This window comes from Mesomycoplasma dispar (assembly GCF_000941075.1).
Taxonomy (GTDB): Bacteria; Bacillota_I; Bacilli_A; order Mycoplasmatales; family Metamycoplasmataceae; genus Mesomycoplasma; species Mesomycoplasma dispar.
The window spans coordinates 377,471-398,381 of record NZ_CP007229.1 but is presented as its reverse complement, the minus strand read 5'-3'; the positions used below and the strand labels follow the sequence as shown (position 1 = coordinate 398,381).

General features: G+C 26.6%; 18 protein-coding genes and 2 pseudogenes. 14 read left to right on the top strand and 6 right to left on the bottom strand.

All coding sequences use genetic code 4. The features are described 5' to 3' along the window. Nucleotides 1-10 precede the first annotated feature (10 nt). Genes rpsS through rpsJ form a run of 6 tightly spaced genes read right to left on the bottom strand, consistent with a single transcriptional unit; the run spans nucleotide 11 to nucleotide 3,307 of the window. Nucleotides 11-286: a 30S ribosomal protein S19 gene (gene rpsS, locus MDIS_RS01510; protein WP_044635335.1), complete on the bottom strand. Its 276-nt coding sequence runs from the start codon at nucleotides 284-286 to the stop codon at nucleotides 11-13. Next, complete coding sequence (gene rplB / locus MDIS_RS01505) at nucleotides 286-1,134, bottom strand: 50S ribosomal protein L2 (RefSeq protein WP_044635334.1); 849 nt, start codon at nucleotides 1,132-1,134, stop codon at nucleotides 286-288. The genes rpsS and rplB overlap by 1 nt, the downstream gene beginning before the upstream one ends. Beyond that, nucleotides 1,134-1,649 (bottom strand): 50S ribosomal protein L23, encoded by a 516-nt coding sequence (gene rplW, locus MDIS_RS01500; protein WP_044635333.1) that lies wholly within the window; start codon nucleotides 1,647-1,649, stop codon nucleotides 1,134-1,136. Before rplW ends, rplB begins: the two co-directional genes overlap by 1 nt. Before the next feature lie 3 nt (nucleotides 1,650-1,652). Beyond that, nucleotides 1,653-2,297, bottom strand: a complete 645-nt coding sequence (gene rplD, locus MDIS_RS01495) for a 50S ribosomal protein L4 (protein ID WP_044635332.1) — start codon at nucleotides 2,295-2,297, stop codon at nucleotides 1,653-1,655. Further along, nucleotides 2,290-2,985: a 50S ribosomal protein L3 gene (gene rplC / locus MDIS_RS01490; protein ID WP_044635331.1), complete on the bottom strand. Its 696-nt coding sequence runs from the start codon at nucleotides 2,983-2,985 to the stop codon at nucleotides 2,290-2,292. The genes rplD and rplC overlap by 8 nt, the downstream gene beginning before the upstream one ends. Nucleotide 2,986: 1 nt before the next feature. Further along, nucleotides 2,987-3,307: a 30S ribosomal protein S10 gene (rpsJ, locus tag MDIS_RS01485; protein WP_044635763.1), complete on the bottom strand. Its 321-nt coding sequence runs from the start codon at nucleotides 3,305-3,307 to the stop codon at nucleotides 2,987-2,989. A gap of 421 nt (nucleotides 3,308-3,728) precedes the next feature. On the opposite strand from rpsJ, the gene yihA reads away from it, so the two are divergent. From yihA to MDIS_RS01415, 14 genes and pseudogenes are all read left to right on the top strand, one after another. Next, a complete protein-coding gene (gene yihA, locus MDIS_RS01480; protein ID WP_044635330.1) occupies nucleotides 3,729-4,259 on the top strand; it encodes a ribosome biogenesis GTP-binding protein YihA/YsxC in 531 nt (176 codons plus the stop codon). Nucleotides 4,260-4,635: 376 nt separating this feature from the next. Further along, entirely contained in the window at nucleotides 4,636-6,006 is a 1,371-nt protein-coding gene (locus MDIS_RS01475; protein ID WP_044635329.1) for a hypothetical protein, read from the top strand. Between the two features lie 27 nt (nucleotides 6,007-6,033). Beyond that, on the top strand, nucleotides 6,034-6,819 hold the full coding sequence (locus MDIS_RS01470; RefSeq protein WP_044635328.1) for a hypothetical protein: 786 nt from the start codon (nucleotides 6,034-6,036) through the stop codon (nucleotides 6,817-6,819). Between the two features lie 8 nt (nucleotides 6,820-6,827). Continuing rightward, the gene (locus MDIS_RS03940; RefSeq protein ID WP_052506208.1) at nucleotides 6,828-7,544 is read left to right on the top strand and encodes a hypothetical protein; all 717 of its coding nucleotides are present in this window, start codon (nucleotides 6,828-6,830) and stop codon (nucleotides 7,542-7,544) included. Between the two features lie 578 nt (nucleotides 7,545-8,122). After that, nucleotides 8,123-8,548: pseudogene (locus tag MDIS_RS04355) on the top strand (IS256 family transposase). A 473-nt stretch (nucleotides 8,549-9,021) separates the two neighbouring features. Continuing rightward, entirely contained in the window at nucleotides 9,022-9,693 is a 672-nt protein-coding gene (locus MDIS_RS01455; RefSeq protein WP_044635327.1) for a hypothetical protein, read from the top strand. A gap of 3 nt (nucleotides 9,694-9,696) precedes the next feature. Then, complete coding sequence (locus tag MDIS_RS01450; protein WP_044635326.1) at nucleotides 9,697-11,589, top strand: hypothetical protein; 1,893 nt, start codon at nucleotides 9,697-9,699, stop codon at nucleotides 11,587-11,589. After that, a pseudogene (locus MDIS_RS01445) lies at nucleotides 11,576-12,223 on the top strand (ABC transporter ATP-binding protein); the annotation flags it as partial. The gene MDIS_RS01450 and the pseudogene MDIS_RS01445, both read left to right, overlap by 14 nt. A 293-nt stretch (nucleotides 12,224-12,516) precedes the next feature. Then, a complete protein-coding gene (locus MDIS_RS01440) occupies nucleotides 12,517-13,188 on the top strand; it encodes a hypothetical protein (RefSeq protein ID WP_044635324.1) in 672 nt (223 codons plus the stop codon). Nucleotides 13,189-13,191: 3 nt separating this feature from the next. After that, nucleotides 13,192-15,084: a hypothetical protein gene (locus MDIS_RS01435; protein ID WP_044635323.1), complete on the top strand. Its 1,893-nt coding sequence runs from the start codon at nucleotides 13,192-13,194 to the stop codon at nucleotides 15,082-15,084. After that, on the top strand, nucleotides 15,071-17,458 hold the full coding sequence (locus MDIS_RS01430) for an ABC transporter ATP-binding protein/permease (protein ID WP_044635322.1): 2,388 nt from the start codon (nucleotides 15,071-15,073) through the stop codon (nucleotides 17,456-17,458). The genes MDIS_RS01435 and MDIS_RS01430 overlap by 14 nt, the downstream gene beginning before the upstream one ends. Nucleotides 17,459-17,762: 304 nt before the next feature. Next, nucleotides 17,763-18,278: a hypothetical protein gene (locus tag MDIS_RS01425; RefSeq protein ID WP_232034186.1), complete on the top strand. Its 516-nt coding sequence runs from the start codon at nucleotides 17,763-17,765 to the stop codon at nucleotides 18,276-18,278. Between the two features lie 726 nt (nucleotides 18,279-19,004). Beyond that, nucleotides 19,005-19,868 carry an ROK family protein gene (locus MDIS_RS01420; RefSeq protein ID WP_129640135.1) on the top strand — a complete coding sequence of 288 codons (864 nt, stop codon included), beginning with the start codon at nucleotides 19,005-19,007 and terminating at the stop codon, nucleotides 19,866-19,868. Nucleotides 19,869-20,011: 143 nt separating this feature from the next. Then, nucleotides 20,012-20,893: an N-acetylneuraminate lyase gene (locus MDIS_RS01415; RefSeq protein ID WP_044635319.1), complete on the top strand. Its 882-nt coding sequence runs from the start codon at nucleotides 20,012-20,014 to the stop codon at nucleotides 20,891-20,893. The last annotated feature ends 18 nt before the right edge of the window (nucleotides 20,894-20,911 follow it).

Here is a 20,911-nt window from a genome sequence, read left to right as displayed (position 1 = left end):
AATTTCCTTTTTATTTCTTTTTAGCCTTATCTTTACCATGCCCATAATAAGTTCGTGTTGGCGAAAACTCACCTAATTTATGTCCAACCATATCATCGGTAACATAAACTTCGTTAAAAATTTTGCCATTATGAACTAAAAATGTTAGTCCGACAAACTGAGGGAAAATTGTTGAACGCCGCGATCAAGTTTTAATTGGTTTACGTGAATTATTCGCAATTGCATCATCGACTTTTTTCAGAAGATGCTCATCAGCAAACGGACCTTTTTTAAGTGAACGAGCCATTATTTTTTAGTTTCCTTTCTTGAACGAATTATCAATTTAGTTGATGCTTTTTTCGGATCTCTTGTTTTAACTCCAAGCGCTTTTTTACCTCATGGAGTCAATGGTGATTTACGTCCAATTGGCTGTTTTCCTTCTCCACCACCATGAGGGTGATCGTTAGGGTTCATAACTGATCCACGCACCGTTGGTCTTATTCCTTTATGACGATTTCTTCCCGCTTTTCCGATGTTAACAAGTGAATTTTCTTCGTTACCAACAACACCAATTGTTGCCCGACAAGTAGCTAAAATCCGACGGTATTCACCAGATTTTAACTTAATAACAACGTATTTTCCACTTTCATCGCGACCTTGAATTTGTGCTCAAGTTCCCGCTGAACGAATTAATTGCCCGCCTGCGCCAGGATGTAATTCGATGTTATGAATGAAAGTTCCCTCAGGAATATTAGCAAGCGGAAGCGCATTTCCGACAAGAATATCAGCATCAGTTCCTGACAGAATTCTCTGTCCCACTTTGAGATTTTTCGGTGCTAAAATATAGCGTTTTTCCCCATCGATATAAGAAATTAGCGCAATATTTGCCGAACGGTTAGGATCGTATTCGATTGTCTTAACAATCCCAGGAATATTATCTTTATTTCTTTTAAAATCAATTAAGCGGTATTTTCTTTTATGTCTGCCACCTTGATGACGAACGGTAATTTTACCTTGAGCATTACGTCCTGAATGTTTTTTAAGAATTACAAGGAGCGACTTTTCTGGTTTATCAGTGGTTAAATTTGCACCAAAATCAAGTGAAGACATATGACGACGACCGTTTGTAGTCGGTTTATAATACTTAAGCGCCATTAATTAGACTCTCCTTTCTCTTGGTTTTCGGATTCTATTATTTCACTATCAGTTTTTACTGAGTCTTGATTTAGTTCGTTACTTTGTGCTTGCTCTGATACAGTTTTTCCTTGTTTTTTAGCAAGTTTTTCGGCGATTTCTTTATTTTTTGCATCTAATTCGGCTCTTTTTTCAGCAATTTTTGTTGTTATTTCATCGTTTGTTTGACTATCTTTGTTATCAACTTCTGGACTTTCATCACCGAAAAGATTAATTGTATAACCTGGTTTTAATTTCACAAGCGCTCTTTTGTATCTGCTAGTAAAACCTTTTGATTTTCCGAGATTTTTTTCTTTTTTTGGGACAGTAAAAATATTAACTTTATCGACTTTGACATTAAAAATGTATTCAACAGCTTTTTTTGTCTCTGAGCGATTTGTTTTTGGACTAACTTTAAAAGAATAAACTCCTGCAGACATTAACTGGTAGGATTTTTCCGTTAAAATTGGACCTTTAATAATTTCATTGACATTCATTTTTTAAATCCTTTTTTCAAGATTTGCAACATCATTTTTTGAAATCACTAACAAATCAGCTTTAATTAATGACTCAACTGTTAGTGAATTTGGCTTTACTAGTTCAATGTTTGCTAAATTTCTTGCAGATAAAAATAAATTTGGATCACTAGAAGCAATTAAAATGTGACGAAGATGGTCGATTTTAAATGTTTTTAACTGATCTACAAGTGATTTTGTTGAAATTTTATCCATTGCAAAGTCGCTAACAAGAATTTGTTGGTTTTGTGCAAGTTGGGATAGAGCGGAAATAAAGGCGATTTTTTTCACTTTCTTATTAACTTTTAAGTCGTAATTTCTTTGGGTAGTTGGCCCAAAAGCACGCCCACCGCCGACAAATATTGGCGATCTTTTTGACCCCGCACGAGCTTTACCAGTCGATTTTTGTTTTCAAGGCTTTTTCCCTGTTCCTGAAACCTCAGCGCGATTTTTTACTTTGTGTGTTGAAAATCTTCGTGATGCTCTTTCAGATAAAATTGAATCAAAAATCGCTTGATAATGTAAATCTTTTAATTCAAATAATGATGCTGGCAAATCATTATTTGAATTAAATTTAACTAGATTTTCATATTTTCTAGTTTGAATAGTAATTTCTGAATTTTTATTCATTTTTTAACTCCTGAACCTTAGATTCAATCTCAAAAAGACTAACTGGAGTTTTAGCAAACGGCTTTTTCGATGCAGTTTTTATCATCAAAAAAGATTTTTTTGGACCAGGAACTGAACCTTTTACTATTAATAAGTTATTTTCTTTATCAACTTTAATAATTTCAAGTGATTGTTTTGTAACGCGTGAATGACCTAAATGTCCTGGCATCGTCATTCCTTTTACAACTTTATTCCCAGAAATATCTCCAAGTGATCCAGTTTGACGTATTGGTTTTGAACCACCCCCACCACCGTGCGATCTAGGTCCGATTGCTTGATTATGACGTTTAATTGTTCCAGCGAACCCTTTTCCTTTTGATGTTCCAATTACATCAACAAATTCACCAGCACTAAAAATTGAAACATCAACAATTTGACCTAATTTAAACCCTTGAACATCGCGAAATTCACGGACAAACTTTTTTGGTTTAGTGTTTGCTTTTGCAAAATGACCAATTTCGGGTTTGCGAAAACGTGATTCTTTTTTATCAAAAGCAGCAAGTTGAATAGCGTTGTAATCATTTTCTTCTTTGGTGATAACTTTAGTTACCACATTTTCGGGAACTTCGATTATGCTAACAGGAATAGCGACACCATCTGTTGTAAAAAGTTGGCTCATTCCGATCTTTTTTGCTAGAATTCCTTTCATTTTAACTTACCTCGATTTCTAATCAAACCCCTGCTGGTAATTGTGATCGCGAGATTTTTTCAGTCACTGCTTTTTGATTTGTAGGGGATACTTTTAAAATTACAAGTCGTTTATGTGTGCGACTTTCAAATTGTTCACGTGATTTTTTATTAATGTGAACTGATCTAAGAATTGTATAAATTGCTCTTGAAGTCGGAAGTGGCACTGGTCCACGAGTTTCGACATTAAGTTCGCGAGCCAAAAGCATAATTTTCTTAGCTGCTGCATCGATTTGACGATGGTCAAATGCTTTTAGTTTAATTTTAATTGACGTTGTATTCATAAAAAAATCAATTGAGTTGCTCCTGTTCATAAAATTTGAACGAACTCCACATAAAAACCGATAAACGATAACAACTCTCTCTCGTGTATCGCAACCTTATGCTTCAAAGTCCTTTTACGTAAAAAGAAATTATACAGAAAAAACGGAAAAAAGTATAAAATTATTTTTTTTAATATTTCATATAATAATTAAATATTTATATTATTATGATTATTATTGAAAAACTTTTTTGTGAATAAAAGGTTCTTAATATTTTTTTAAGTTTTTGAAGCTTTCTTCATAGTAAAAATTTATCGTTTTAAATAAATTTTTACTATGAAGAAAAGTTTTAATATTTATTAATTTTGTCTAATTTTTATGTTATTATTTATTAACTAAATTTTAGTTTTATAATTATTTTTCGGAAGATATTATCAAAAAAATGTGAAAATTTCTTAAATCTTGCCCTACAAATTGTTATTTAGAACCACAATTTGCCTTTATTGGGCGTTCTAATGTTGGTAAATCCTCGCTAATTAACGCACTTGCTAAACAAAAGATAGCGCGAATTTCTTCAAAACCTGGAAAAACGCAACTTTTAAATTTTTATCAAAACGAAAACAAAAAGTTGGTTGTTGATCTTCCGGGCTATGGTTATGCACGATTATCGCAGACAAAAAAACGTGAAATTGAAACAATGGTATTTGACTATTTTAGTAAAAATTCATATATTTTAACTGTTTTTTTATTAATCGATGGCAAAGTTGGGTTTACCGATCTTGATTTTGAAATGATTGAATTTCTAGTTTCATTAAAACTAGAAATTCAAATTTTAGCAAATAAAATTGATAAAACAAACCAATCTGAGCGTGCAAAATTATTGAAAAAATGTGATAATTTAAAAATAAATTGCTTGTTTGTTTCGGCAAAAAATGGTTTAAATTTGAACAAGATTAGCGATTTAATTAATTAAGCACAAATACTAAATTAGCAAAAACAAGCATTTATTAACGATTTTTTACTGATTTTTTCATTAATTTACTTGTAGATATTACCCGTTTTTCGCTTTTATCCTTTTTTTATTGTTTAAATTTTGGGTTAATCTCGCTTTTTTGATTGCCTCTATAAAGTTTTAGACATATTTGAAATTTTGGTTATGATATTCTTTTCTTATCAATGCGCTTTTTAACTTTTTAGATCAAGTAATGTTTATATATATTAGTCCTTTAGGATAAATTTTATCAAATTAGATTTACCTTAAGACACAAAATATTTAATATTCCCTTTGTTTTGGAAATTATAACTTTTATGCTAAAATTTATTCTTATATATTTTTTAGGTTACTCAAAATGAAGAAACTTTTATTAAACGTAAATTATATAACAGCAGTATCTAATATTGCTAGTGTTGTCTCACCAAATTTTAATCATAATAACATTGAAACTAATCAACAAATTTCTGATTTTATTAAAACTATTGCAACTGAAGATTTTATTGAACTTAATAAAATTAGTGAGCAAATTGCTGATAAAAAAATTTCGGCAACAAAATTATCAAAAAAAATTTCAAAAGAAGACTTAACAAAAATAGTAAAAAAACTTATTGGAAAAACTGATTTGAAAAATCAACTAACACAAGAACAAAAAGATATTGTAATAGCAGCCATCTCGGATTCACACCTAAAAAGGTTTCAAAAAGAAGTTAAAAAGATTGCTCTTGAATTCAAAAAAGATGTAAAAAAGAATAAAGAATTATCAAAAAAATTCAAAAAAAGTTTAAAAACAAGAATCATCGACCAAGAAAAAAAATATCAAGTTAACATTATTGACGGCGAAGAAAATTCTAAACAGTTAATTTTTGAACTCGAAGAGTTGAAAAAATTAATAAAAATTAATAAGAAGATTAATGATGATTTATTGCAAGAGTTGAAAACTTCTGAAAATCTTCTAAATAAACTAATTTCAGCACAAATTGGTTTAACAGTTTCTTCAATAATTTCTGGAATTGCTTCGTTATTTTTTCCATTCCTAACAACTCTAACCTTTGCTACTGGAATTTCATCTGGAGTGATTTCGGTAATTATTGAGAAAACAAATAGAAAAATTGAGCAAATCCGTGAAAAAATTACTTATTATACGAAATTATTTTCTATACCAAATGAGGATGAAAAATTTTCCTTATTTAAAACAGTTTATGGATTTTTATCATTTGCAATTTTTGGAATTAAAAAAAATCTTTATGATCTAGTGTCAAAAGCTACTTCTGGTAATTCTTTTAAAGTTATTTCACCAAGTAGCTTAAAACTTAAACCATCATTAATTTCTAATTTTAATGTTCCGTTCGAACTAATAGGTATGGGGTTTACAATTTATGATTTATTGCAATCGAATCAAAGAATAGCAAAAATTAATGAATTTGAAGAAAAGTTACATTCCTTATCGGTATCCTTATGATCAAGATACAATGTAATTGAAGAGGTTGAGTGAGTTGTAATCAATGAAACTCCGCAAACTGATTATTATTATAATAGTGGAACGGGAGGTAAAAATTTAGTTTTTAAAAATCTAAAAACTAATGAAACAAAAACAATTGAGCAAATGCTAGAAATTGACCCATTAAGGTTAAGAAAATGAGGAATGATTAAAGTTTTTAACCCTTTTCTTAACGAATGATATATTAGAAAATTGCCTAATTCAACAAAAATAGACAATTTAGGATAGCTTTTTGAAAAGAAAAGGAGTTTAAATTTGGAAAACAGCGAACTTGAAACCTTAAATAATTTAGCAAAATTTCGGGCACTAGATTTCCATATTTTTTATGGAATTTTTATAATTATTTTTTTGGCAATTAACGCTTATTCTAAATATAAATTTGAAATTAACCTTTATTTGCGCAAGGTTTTTAAGTTCGTTTTAAAATTGGAAAGAAAGCAAAAAATTAGCACCAACCAAATTTATTTTTCTGGTTATCAAAAAGCAAAAGAAATAATTTTTAAAAATAAAACTAAAATAAAAATTCTAATAGTGATTTTTACATTTTTATTTTTGTTAAAAATTCTCTTTTTTGTCTTATATAAAGTTGCTTTTAATCCTAAAACTGTTTTTTTCGGTATTTACCCCGAAATTTCTTTTATTCTAATATTTCAAACAATTTTCTTTCCTTTATATATTTATTTTCGCTTCGGGATTAATAAAAAATTAGTTTCAAAATTTGAGGAAAAGATTAAAAATTTTGAATTTATTAGCGGAAATGATTATTTTTTCGATGATGACTATACTAATTTTGAACTCCCAGAATTAAAAAAAATGCGTAAAAATGGCAATTTGCATAGTGAATATAACTCTTTTCCGCTCAATTTCTCAATTCTCAAAAATCTTACAGATTTTTACGAACTAAAAAATAATGAACTAACTGATTTATATTATTTCCTAATTTGGGGCACGCATTTTCAAGAATCTGATTCAGTAAGCCTTTCATACCAGTTTTTATATAAAGATTTTCTGATTGTAGTAGAGAAAGAAAAAAAATGGTAGACTAAAAAATGTTATTTAATAATTTTGTTAACATACTTTGACTTATTTACCCACCAGTTTTAAGTTTTATTGCAATTGCAGTTTTTAATCTATTCATTTTATATAAGATTAGACCTAATTATTATTTTCGCAATGTTTTTAGAAGAATCAAAATTCTTAATAAAAAATCAATAGCACTTAAGTGCAATTCCCTATTTAAAACTGGTTTGTCAGAAATTGAAAAAATTGCAAGGAAAAATAATAAAATTCTACTTTTTAGTCTAATTTTTCACTTTTTTGTTGTTATAGTTGAATTTATTATTATATGAAATATTTTTTATGATGAATCAGCAATATTTTTATTAATTATAATTCCAGGGGCTTTTGGTTTTGGAAAATTATTTATTGGAACCGCAGTTTTTGGTACTACTTTAGTTAGTAAAAAAATGATCAAAAAAGCTAAAAAAGGAATTGAAAAATGGAAATTTGATAGTCAAAGCTTTCATTTTGATAAAGAATACCAACCTAACGGTAAAAAAACAAAAAATGTAATTATTTTCATTAATCCTGGACAACGTCCAACTTTGTTTTCACTAAAATATTTTGAAAAATATTTCAAGGGATATGATTTAGCGCTTTTTTATTTCCTAATTTGGGGCATTCATTTTCCACAAATTAGGAATGTAAAATTTGAATCACTAGATGTTTACCAAGATTTTGTTAATTTATACGCGAAAACTGGTTAATTTTTTCCTAACTTATGTATTTAAAACTTCTACAGAAATACTCTAGCAGAATTAACGGGAATATTAAATATTTTGTGTCTTAAAGTAAATCTGTTTTGATAAAATTTATCATAAAGGACTAAAATATCAAAAAAGAGCAAAAAAATTATCCCCATTTGAGTTAGAAGCTAAAAAAATTGTTGACAAATACGCTGATTATAAAAAAATAAAAAAGAAGATTTTCACAACAAAATTTCGCATATGTTTAAAACTTTTACTGAGGCGCTCTTAAAGGCGAAATTAAACCAACATTTAGGCTATGAAAAAAGCAACCGAAGCAAAAATGGTGTGCATAGACTGAATAAGCTTACCTGAAATTGAAAGGTGAAAATGGCAAAAAATTGAGAATTCCTATCCAATTTTCTACATTGATAGGATGTTTTTTAATGTTAAAGAAAACGTGTTTTTGTCAAAAAATCACTTTATCTTATTCTTGCAATTGATTAGCAGGCAATAAAAAAGTACTGGGATTTTGGATTAAAAATAGCGAATCAGCAAGTAATTAAGTCGATGTTTTTAGCGAACTAAAAACACGTGGACTGCAAGATGTTCTAATAATTTCTTGTGATAATCTAAGCGGAATTAGTCAAGCAATTGAAGCGGTTTTTCTGCAAACAGATGTTCAAAAATGTGTTGTTCACCAAATTAGAAACTCGCTTTTAAAAGTTTCTAACAAGGACAAAAAAGAGTTTGGCTATGATATGAAAAAGATTTATCAAGCGATTAATTAAGAATTTGCAATGCAAAATCTTGATGAATTTGCGAAAAAATGAGGGCAAAAATATCCTTCAATTATCAAATCTTGGTATGCAAATTTCGCTGAATTAACGACATTTTTTAAATATCCATATGAATTAAGACAAACAATTTATACGACAAATTCAATTGAATCAGTGAATAAATTAATTAGGAAAAATACAAAAACAAAAGCCGAATTCAAAGTGTGAATTACCTTTCAAAAATAACTTATTTGATGTTCCAAAACGCAAGCGAAAAATAACAAAGGCAGATAAGAAATTGACACATAATTAAAAAACAATTAGAAATTATTTTCCCTAATCGGTTAAATAATGTAAAATTGAATTAGATTTCTATTTGAAAAATCCATAAAAAATTTAAAACACAAAATTATGAACACTCCCTTGTTTTTTTATTTTAATCATAATTTTAACAATTAAAGAATTTCAATGCTATATATAAAAAAGAAAAATGAAGAAACAGCTGGAAATTTTAATAACTTAATTTTTGTTATTTAAATTTTGTTTTATATTTATAGAATTTATATTTACAAAAATAGCTATGAATAAAAATATAATTTTTACCATTTTTTAACAAAAATTATATTTTTGTATTTTTCTTGTTTTGTTCTTTGTTATTTAATTTAGCATGATATAATTATGTATAAATTATTTATAGAAAAAATTATTAATGAGATTTTATGCTATTTACAAAAAAAATAAAAAAAATTTTACTAAACTTAACAGCATTAACAAGTTTAACGCTTGCAGTCACAACACCGGCAATTGTTGCTAGTCAAAAAATAAATGCGAAGGCTTTTTTATTGTTTCCCGGAATTGCGCTTTTAGCAAACGAAAATAGAGTAGTGCAACTTGCTGAAAGAAATGACAAAGACTATTATTTCGGAATAGGATTGGCAGGTTACCAGTATTTATCATATTATGGTGGTTGATTTTATCAAGACAAAATTTCATGAACTGGAAAAGCAAGAACAAAATTTAGAATAAAAAATAGATATTATGATAATCCAAAAAATTTAAAATTAGACGTGTCATCCTGAATTTCGGGGATTGGAAGCCCTTCTTTTCAGGTTGGTGCCAAGATAAAATATGATGGTAAATTTTCAGCTAAAGCAAGTGCGAATGCAGGTATTTCGATTGACTCAAATGGATATCTTGTTGACTCAATCACTAGTTATAATCATAAACACGCTTCAATTGATTATGAGTATAACGGTTGAAAATACAAAGTAACAAAATTCGGCAGCTGAGCGTCAGCAAGAGCTGAATATGATGAAGAAAAAGTTGTGAATATATTGTCTAATTCTTCTTATTATAAGGTTTCTAAATTATCTGAAAGTTTGGAAGAATAGTAAATGATTTCTAAAATTTTTGGGAAAAAATGAGTTATTTTCTCAATTATTGTCGCAAGTTTGGGATCGATTGCTATAAGTGTTCCATTAATTTATTATGTTTTTAATAAGTTTATTGAAGTTGAAATAAATAGATTTGAGCCTAAAACATTAACTAGTAATTCAAAATCCGCATCTGTTTTCTCTAGTTCTGATCTAGAAAAAATAAATAACTTTATTTTAGACAACGAATTAAAAAAAGGTGTGCAAAAAAGTAGTTATGCTCTAAAAAATAATTTTCAGGGAGACTATAATTACGTATATGCAAACGAAATTTTAGCAATTTTAAAAATTTCGAATAACATTAATCAGAGCGATAAAGCAAAATCAACCTTAAAAGTCATACCTAATTTGATAGGAATGATACGTTTTGATTTAATTGATATTTATCAATTAATTAACATTTATTTCGCTATTAATCCGTCTAACAATTTTTCTAAAATTATTAATTTTATTTCGAAATATTATGATAAAAATAAAAAACAGTTTATTGACATCAAGGATGACTTTCAACCTTTAGCTTGAAATATTTTCTATTTTAAATTAAATGGGTATGATTTCCAAAAATATTTCGATATTAAAGATTGAATTAGGGATGAATTCAAGAAAATGAATTTTGAAAGCGAAGAAGTATTGATAAACGGGAGTGAAAATCGCGAATCATTAGGTGATAAACGTTGACTACTCATTAAAAAATATATCTCAATTTTATCAATAATGAATACTTTAGGTAACAATCATTTCTCTGATATTATAAAAGAAAAGCAAAAATCAATAAATATTTTAATTGAAAAATGGGATAAATATTTTAGACAAATTATTGAAAATCAGAATACAGAAGAAAATAAAAGAAATTTTATCGCTTCGCCTTTATCAATGTCTATTTTTTATTACATTAGCAAGAATTTTTATGAATATTCTCCAGAGTATTTCTCAAAAATAAATGAATACACTAAAAACTGATTGATAAATTTTGAAATAAACGGTGATCCTGGGGTTTATGGCAGCGTGCTTCTTCACTATTATTTTGGAAATAACAAAAAATTAGAACCCGAATTACTTAAAAAAAGTGAAGAAATTGTAGATTATGTTATTGAAAATGGTTTGTTTGCTAAAGAGGCTGACATCACAAAAACTATTTTTGTAAAACAGATTTTAGACTTGAGTGAGAAAAAAGATAATCAAGTGCAAAAAATAAATCAAACAATAGAAACCTTATTCAATAAAACAACAAAAAAACCAGAGAATAACCCTGATTTTTTTGAGGACTTATATAATTATGTATTTTTTTCAATTAAGACTTATCCCGATTTTTTTAAGAGTCAAAAAGATTTTTTAAATACAATAATTGGTTATAGTAAATTTGTAAAAAAACCAATTCATTTTTTTTATTTGTTTAAAACAATTGCGCTATTAAATAGTTTTTATAATACAGACAAGCCGGCAAAAATTAATGTTTCCAAGCAAATTTTTGACAATATTATAAATGTAAAACTAGAAAAAAATGCTCCATTTTTTTTAAAATTTATTAACTTATTTATTAAGTTTATTTTTAAAAATGAATTAGATGACAACAAGGAAATTGTTGAATTTATAAACCAAAATCTTGATGAAAAAAATATAAATAACACTGAATTTTTAGAGCATCTTTTTTGGTATATTGAGTTTCAAAGTACAATTAAATCAAAATTAGAACACCAAATAGATTCTACTAAATTGGAAAAATTTATTTCATTGTTAAAAAAAGATATTTTAGATAAAATAGATAAAAAAATAGGTAAAACACACTTTTTGAATATTAAAACTATTTATATGACTTATCAAATAGATTGGCTACTTAAAAATGATAAAAATTAAAAATTTGACTAAAAATTTTAACCAAAGAGCTATTTTTAAAAATTTTAGCCTAGACATCCCGTCTAATGAGTTGGTCTTTGTCGTTGGACCTTCTGGGATTGGGAAAACTACTCTTATTAACCTAATCGCTAATTTTAGTCAAAAAGATGGGGGTGAAATTCTTTTTTATAAAGATAACAAAGTTGTTAAAAACCCTTTAATTGACGTTGTTTTTCAAGATTTTAACCTAATTGAATCTGCTACTGGCATGGAAAATATTAAAATTGGCACAAATGCAATAAATTTTAATATTGATGAAAAGAATATTGAAGAAAATGCAAGTTTTGTTAATATTTCAAAAGAAAATTTAGCAAATAATGTAAGTAATTTATCAGGCGGTGAAAAACAACGGATTGCGATTTTGCGATCATTAGCGCGTGAATCTGATTTTATTTTGTTAGATGAACCTACTGGAAATCTTGACTTCGAAAATGCTAAAATTCTTTTTGAAAAAATACAAATATTAAAGAAAAATAAAACTATTTTGATAGTTAGCCACAATTTAGATCTTGCTAAAAAATACGGCGATAGAATAATTTATCTAAAAAATGAGTCTGTATTAGAAATTGATAAAATCGAAGAAATAAATAAAGGCATTTTAAGCATAATTTTAACAATTAAAGAATTTGAATGCTATATATAAAAAAGAAAAATGAAGAAACAGCTGGAAATTTTAATAACTTAATTTTTGTTATTTAAATTTTGTTTTATGTTTATAGAATTTATAGTTTGCAAAAATAGCTATGAATAAAAATATAATTTTTACCGTTTTTTAACAAAAATTATATTTTTGTATTTTTCTTGTTTTGTTCTTTGTTATTTAATTTAGCATGATATAATTATGACAAATATAAATTATTTATAGAAAAAAATTATTAATGAGATTTTATGCTATTTACAAAAAAAATAAAAAAAATTTTACTAAACTTAACAGCATTAACAAGTTTAACGCTTGCAGTCACAACACCGGCAATTGTTGCTAGTCAAAAAATAAATGCGAAGGCTTTTTTATTGTTTCCAGGAATTGCGCTTTTAGCAAACGAAAATTATGTAGAACAACTTGCTGAAAGAAATGAACAAGACTATTATTTCGGAATAGGATTGAGAGGTTACCAGTATTTATCATATTATGGTGGTTGATTTTATCAAGACAAAATTTCATGAACTGGAAAAGCAAGAACAAAATTTAGATTAAAAAATAAATATGAAGATAATCCAAAAAATTTAAAATTAGAAGTGTCATCCTGAATTTCGGGGATTGGAAGCCCTTCTTTTCAAGTTGGTGGCGAGATAAAATATGATGGTAAATTTTCAGCTAAGACAAGTGCGAATGCAGGTATTTCGATTGATTCAAATGGATATCTTGTTGACTCAATCACTAGTTATAATCATAAATATGCGGGAATAGATTATGAGTTTAACGGTTGAAAATACAAAGTAACAAAATTCGGCAGCTGAGCGTCAGCAAGAGCTGAATACGATAAATGAAAAGTTTCGAATATATTGTCTAATTCTTCTTTTTATAAGGTTTCTAAATTATCTGAAAGTTTGGAAGAATAGTAAATGATTTCTAAAATTTTTGGGAAAAAATGAGTTATTTTCTCAATTATTGGCGCAAGTTTGGGATCAATTGCTATAAGTGTTCCATTAATTTATTATGTTTTTAATAAGTTTATTGAAGTTGAAATAAATAGATTTGAGCCTAAAACATTAACTAGTAATTCAAAATCCGCATCTGTTTTCTCTAATTCTGATCTAGAAAAAATAAATAGCTTTATTTTAGAAAATGAATTAAAAAAAGGTGTGCAAAAAAGTAGTTATGCTCTAAAAAATAATTTTCAGGGAGACTATAATTACGTATATGCAAACGAAATTTTAGCAATTTTAAAAATTTCGAATAACATTAATCAGAGCGATAAAGCAAAATCAACCTTAAAAGTCATACCTAATTTGATAGGAATGATACGTTTTGATTTAATTGATATTTATCAATTAATTAACATTTATTTCGCTATTAATCCGTCTAACAATTTTTCTAAAATTATTAATTTTATTTCGAAATATTATGATAAAAATAAAAAACAGTTTATTGACATCAAGGATGACTTTCAACCTTTAGCTTGAAATATTTTCTATTTTAAATTAAATGGGCATGATTTTCAAAAATATTTCGATATTAAAGATTGAATTAGCGATGAATTCAAGAAAATGAATTTTGAAAGCGAAGAAGTATTGATAAACGGGAGTGAAAATCCTAAATCATTAGACGATAAACTTTGACTACTCATTAAAAAATATATCTCGATTTTATCAATAATAAATACTTTAGGCAACAATCATTTCTCTGATATTATAAAAGAAAAACAAAAATCAATAAATATTTTAATTGAAAAATGGGATAAATATTTTAGACAAATTATTGAAAATCAGAATGCAGAAGAAAATATAAGAAATTTTGATGGTTCACCTTTATCAATGTTTAGTTTTTACTACCTTAGCAAGAATTTTTATGAATATTCGCCAGAGTATTTCTCAAAAATAAATGAATACACTAAAAACTGATTGATAAATTTTAAAATAGACGGCGATCCTGGGGTTTATGGTGGCATACTTCTTTACTATTATTTTGGAAATAACAAAAAATTAGAACCCGAATTACTTAAAAAAAGTGAAGAAATTGTAGATTATGTTATTGAAAATGGTTTGTTTGCTAAAGAGGCTGACATCACAAAAACTATTTTTGTAAAACAGATTTTAGACTTGTGTGAGAAAAAAGATAATCAAGTGCAAAAAATAAATCAAACAATAGAAACCTTATTTAAGCAAACAACCGAAAAACCGGAAAATAATCCTGATTTTTTTGAGGACTTATATAATTATGTATTTTTTTCAATTAAGACTTATCCCGATTTTTTTAAGAGTCAAAAAGATTTTTTAAATACAATAATTGGTTATAGTAAATTTGTAAAAAAACCAATTCATTTTTTTTATTTGTTTAAAACAATTGCGCTATTAAATAGTTTTTATAATACAGACAAGCCGGCAAAAATTAATGTTTCCAAGCAAATTTTTGACAATATTATAAACGCAAAACTAGAAAAAAATGCTCCATTTTTTTTAAAATTTATTAACTTATTTATTAAGTTTATTTTTAAAAATGAATTAGATGACAACAAGGAAATTGTTGAATTTATAAACCAAAATCTTGATGAAAAAAATATAAATAACACTGAATTTTTAGAGCATCTTTTTTGGTATATTGAGTTTCAAAGTGCAATTAAATCAAAATTAGAGCACCAAATAGACTCTACTAAATTGGAAAAATTTATTTCATTGTTAAAAAAAGATATTTTAGATAAAATAGATAAAAAAATAGGTAAAACACACTTTTTGAATATTAAAACTATTTATATGACTTATCAAATAGATTGGCTACTTAAAAATGATAAAAATTAAAAATTTGACTAAAAATTTTAACCAAAGAGCTATTTTTAAAAATTTTAGCCTAGACATCCCGTCTAATGAGTTGATCTTTGTCGTTGGACCTTCTGGGATTGGGAAAACTACTCTTATTAACCTAATCGCTAATTTTAGTCAAAAAGATGGAGGTGAAATTCTTTTTTATAAAGATAACAAAATTGTTAAAAACCCTTTAATTGACGTTGTTTTTCAAGATTTTAACCTAATTGAATCTGCTACTGGTATGGAAAATATTAAAATTGGCGCAAATGCGATAAATTTTAATATTGATGAAAAGAATATTGAAGAAAATGCAAGTTTTGTTAATATTTCAAAAGAAAATTTAGCAAATAATGTAAGTAATTTATCAGGCGGTGAAAAACAACGGATTGCGATTTTGCGATCATTAGCGCGTGAATCTGATTTTATTTTGTTAGATGAACCTACTGGAAATCTTGACTTCGAAAATGCTAAAATTCTTTTTGAAAAAATACAAATATTAAAGAAAAATAAAACTATTTTGATAGTTAGCCACAATTTAGATCTTGCTAAAAAATACGGCGATAGAATAATTTATCTAAAAAATGAGTCTGTATTAGAAATTGATAAAATCGAAGAAATAAATAAGGCCGAATCTTTAAATAAAACTGATTATAATTTTAAATTTGAAAAAAAACCTTTAAAAATAAGTGACAAATTAAAATCAATTATTTTATTTTTGAAGCTAGATTTTAAAAATAAAATAATTATTACAACTTTACTAATTATCACATTTCTAATTAGCATTTTAAGTCTAAATTTATTTGCTACACTTGATACGCGAGCGAATGCTGTTGACTCGCAACGAATTCATCAATACAATTTGGATTCTTTTGAGGTTCAAAAAAAGGGAATATCACCATTTTTTGACGGAGAAATTGAGAAATTCAATGCTAAAAAAGACATTGTTAATAAAATTATTCCCGTTTATTCAACTCAAAACTTTGCTTTTACTTATAATAATAAGGGCAAAGAATTAATTTCTGAGAAAGATGCTATTGAATTAATCGACCAATCTGATTTTTTTAAAAATAGGTTTAAATTTGATGACAAAAACCTTCAAGGTAATTTTATACAAAATGAAGATGAGATAATTATTTCAAATTCAGTTGTCACAAAATTAAAAATTACTGATCCTATTGGCAAAAAAATTAAAATTAAAGCTATACGTAATTCGAATGTTGATGAAATTTCAACAATTTTTGAAGTCACTATTGTCGGAGTAAACTATTCAACTGATGCCTTTGGCAGAATACCCTCTTTTTTACATTATAATTTACCAAAAAAAATTAATGAAGCTTTTTTTGGTAAAAACACAGTCGGCGATTCGCTTTTCAGCGACATAACAATCGGTCCTTTGAATACAAGAAATTTTCAAGTATTTGTAGTTGAAAAAAAACATTTTTTAAAAGATTTAAAGGTAGAAAATTTAAAAATTAGTGATGGTGGGCTTCCTAAAAATAAAGATGAGATTGTTGTTTCAGTTAACACTATTGATGAAATAAATAATATTATAGATAATTTTAACAATAGAGTTACTGAATTAAACAAAAACAATGATTTTAAAATCGACAAATACGAGAAGCTAAAAATAGGGTCTAAAGTTCGGTTATCAAACAAAACTGGACAAGATATTCCTTTTAAAATAGTCGGAACTTTTGATCTAAAGGAAAACCATCATTTGCAGGAACAAAAATCAGAATCTGGCGCGCCCGAAGAACAAAGACATAAATTTAACCACCAAATCATAATGCACAATGATGGTGATGAATATAGAAACGAAATAAGACCGCGTGGTGCAAAAATATTTTTAAAATCTGACAATATCAGTGAAAATTTAGCCTCATTTAAAAAGGATTTTTCAAATTTTTTATATTCAAACGATCTTGAATCAATAAAAATTTTAGTTTTAAGCTCCACTTTTTTAGTAAAAGCAGCTTTACTTGTTATTCAAATAATTCTTATAGTTTTATTAGTAGTTTTTTCAGTTCTTTATGCAAAAAATCTAACACAATCAAAGATAAAATCAATTGGAATTCTTAAATCACTAGGCGAAAAAACTAGAAAAATCTTTTTCTTACACATATTAAATATTTTTGTAATTTCATCCTTAATTTTAATATCAGGCCTAATAATAAGTTTGCCTAGTATGCCATATTTTTATAATTTGATAACAACCGCTGATTTTATAAGTCCAACTTATACACAAATTTTTATCAATTTCATTTCAATTTGATTCTCAACTAGCTTACTTATTTTTCTTATCTATTTTTTCATATCATTAAGATATTACAAAAAACCTGTTACTGAACTTCTTAAAAATAGTTTATAATATTTAGGCTCTATTGCATCTAAATTAGCATACTAATTTAGACTTGATTTAGAAAAAATTATCGCAGGTGGTTATTAAAATGAAATCAATTTTACTACTTTATAGACTATTGTTTTTTAAACCCGTTTATGTTGTTTCAAGCGTTTTTTTATTCTTTATTCTTGCATTAGCCACACCTTTTCAATTCTTATTTACTGAACATATACTTATTTTAAGAATATTTATTTTTAGTTCGATTTTTTTGCTTATTTTTCTTAACTTTTCAAGATACATTTGATTTATTCCCAAATACAAAAAAGAGGCTTTGAATTTATCAAATGAAAAACTTGAAGAAAAGTTTCCCCAACTTTTAAGAATTGAAAAAAATGCAGCTCGATTTGCAAAAAGAATTTCAAATTATAGTACTTGGTTAAAAAGTCAATTACCTTTAATTGCTTCTAAATTTAATGAACAAGATCCCGACTATGAAGAAAAACAAAAATTTTTATACAAGATTACTTTAAAATTTTACATTGTTGAATCATTTTTAGTTACTATTTTAATTGCGTGCCTTGCTTTATCTTACTATTTTATGATTACAACAATGCTTTCAGTTGTTATAACAAAAGTTAATAATTTATCTGTTATTCCTAATTTTACATATTCGGTGATAACTGGTATTATATTTTTTGTTATTGGTATTGCTGCCGGAGTATGATTAAATCAATCAACAATCAAATTAATACAAGTTTTTAGAAATCTTTTGACTGTTTCTGTTGAAGAATCTAAAAAAGCCTTTAAAAGTATTTTTATCAGATTTTATCTTCCTAAAGAAATTTAGAATTGGGTAAATTTTTTAGAAAATCAAAGCACAAATAAATTAATACTTTCAAAAAATAACCACCACAAACTAACCAATGATTTTTTATGCTATTTTGTAGCCACAATTAATATTGAAGGTCAAAATTTTGAAAATGTAACTATTGCCAATCAAAAAGTAAGTTGATTTATTGACTAGTATAACAATTCAAAACTTTAAAGAAAATTCCCGCCAAAGTGGCGGGATTTTTGGTATTGTATTAAAACAAGCCTTATTTTTCTGTGAGAATTTCTTATTAGACTAAAGGCACAAGTTAATTGCGCATAAATAATTTACACTAAAATTTAGAATTTTATTATCTTATAAAAAAACTATTAAATTACATAAATAATATTAATCAGTTGCAAAGCAACAAAAATTTTTAGCCATCAATCAGATTGTTTTTTTGCAAAAGCGCATCTATAAAATGACAAAGCCAGGTAAGAAATTGAGACATAATTAAAAAACAATTAGAAATTATTTTCCCTAATGGTTAAATAATGTAAAATTAAATTAGATTTCTATTTGAAAAATCCATAAAAATTTAAAACACAAAATTATAAACACTCCCTTATTTTAATTTCTTTTACATTTATAAGTTATATATAAGTTATATATAAGTTATAATTTTTTAAGGAAAAACCTGAATTCAGGTTAGTGAAATTTAAAAGTACTATAAAAACAAAGATTTTTGACCGAGAGGGAAAAATGGAAAAATTCATTCTTTTTGATATTGGCGGAACTAACATTAAAATGGCAATTATTGATAATAAAAACTTTTTCCACGAAAGAAAAATTTTTAAAACTAACATCAGTTCAATTCTAAAGGATCTAGAAGAAATTATCAACTCGATTTTAGAAAATTCAATTTTTTCTAAAGATATCAAAGGAATCGCTATCGCTACAATGGGTGGAGTTGATGTTGAAAAAAAGAAAATTATCTTTGTAAATCATAAAACATTGGCGTATTTTGGTAGTGATTTTTCTGTTTTGGAAAAAAAATTCAATTTGCCTGTTATTGTTGAAAATGATGCAAATGCCGCTGCAATTTCCGAAAAGTTTTATCACAAAAATCTAAAAAATTATGCAACAGTGACATTAGGAACTGGTGTTGGGATTGGAATTGTTAAAGACGAATTAGTTCGAGGATCAAATTTTCTTGCTGGTGAATTTGGTTATCTAATTTATGAAGGCGAAAGACTTGATGATTGACTTTCTTTTAGTTCGCTTGATAAAAAAATTAATAAACTTTATAATGTCAGAATTTCTGACTACGAAAATTTTGATAATTTGTACCAAAATGACGCTGATTTTCAAAGAATTATTGATGATTATTTCCGAAAAGTGGTTGAATTTACCTATCAACTTGCAATTTTCCAGAATTTAGAAAAAATCTTTATCGGTGGCGGGTTTTCTTATATAAATAAGAAATACTTTGAAAAAATTCAGCAAAAATTCCGAAAAATGTTGGAACAAACACCTTATAAATGCGAACTTTTAATTGCAAAATCAAAAAATAACGCCGGTATGCTCGGTGCTTTTTATCTTTTGAAGCAAAAATTTAATTTTTAGTAATCAGATTAGTAAAACACTAATTAACAATCAACAAACCCGTTTTTAGCTAAAATACGGGTTTTTTTATAATATAATTATTTTATATACAAATATATATAAAATATAAATATAAAAGATTTTTTTATAGAAAAAGGAGAGAAATGGAAAAATATCACGGGTTTTTCCCTGCATTAATTAGTCCTTTTGATGAAAAAGGTAAACTTATGACTGAAAATCTTGAGGATATTCTTGATTTTTTAATTAATGTCCAAAAAGTTGATGGTCTTTATGTCACTGGTTCAACGGGTGAATTTTTGCTAATATCTGTTGAAGAACGGGGAAAAATTTATGAAATTGTAGCCAAAAAGGCAAAAAATAAGGTAACATTAATCGCCCAAATTGGAAGTTTGAATCTTGAAGAAGCGATCAAACTTGGAAAAACAGCCAAAAAACTCGGTTTTGATGCAATCAGCGCAATCACACCTTTTTATTATAATTTTTCATTTGATGAAATTAAAAATTACTATGAAGAAATTGCAAAAAACGTTGATTTACCGATGTTTATTTATTATTTACCACAACTTGCAGGTTCAAAAATTAACATCGAACAATTTGGTAGTATTTTGAATCTTAAAAATGTTATCGGTTGCAAATTTGGTTCAAATGATATCTTTTTATTTGAAAGACTAATCAAAACTTATCCAGAAAAAATTTGAATGTATGCCTTTGATGAAGCATTTGGACTCGCCTACCTTTTAGGTGCGCGTGGATTTATCGGTTCAACTTATAATACAAACGCAATTAAGGCAAGAAAAATCATTAATTTAGCAAAAAAAGGCGATTTTTTAGCATTTAAAAACGAAATTCATATCTATAACGACTACATCCAGTCGCTTTTAGAAGTTGGTCTAATGCAAACAATTAAAGAAATTATGAAACTTTATGGCGTAGATGCAGGATATAATCGCCTTCCTTTTAAAAAAATTAATCAAGAAAAATTAAAGAAAAAAGCTCTTGAAATTAAAGAAAAGTTCTTAGACTAATATTTACTTTTTTCTAAT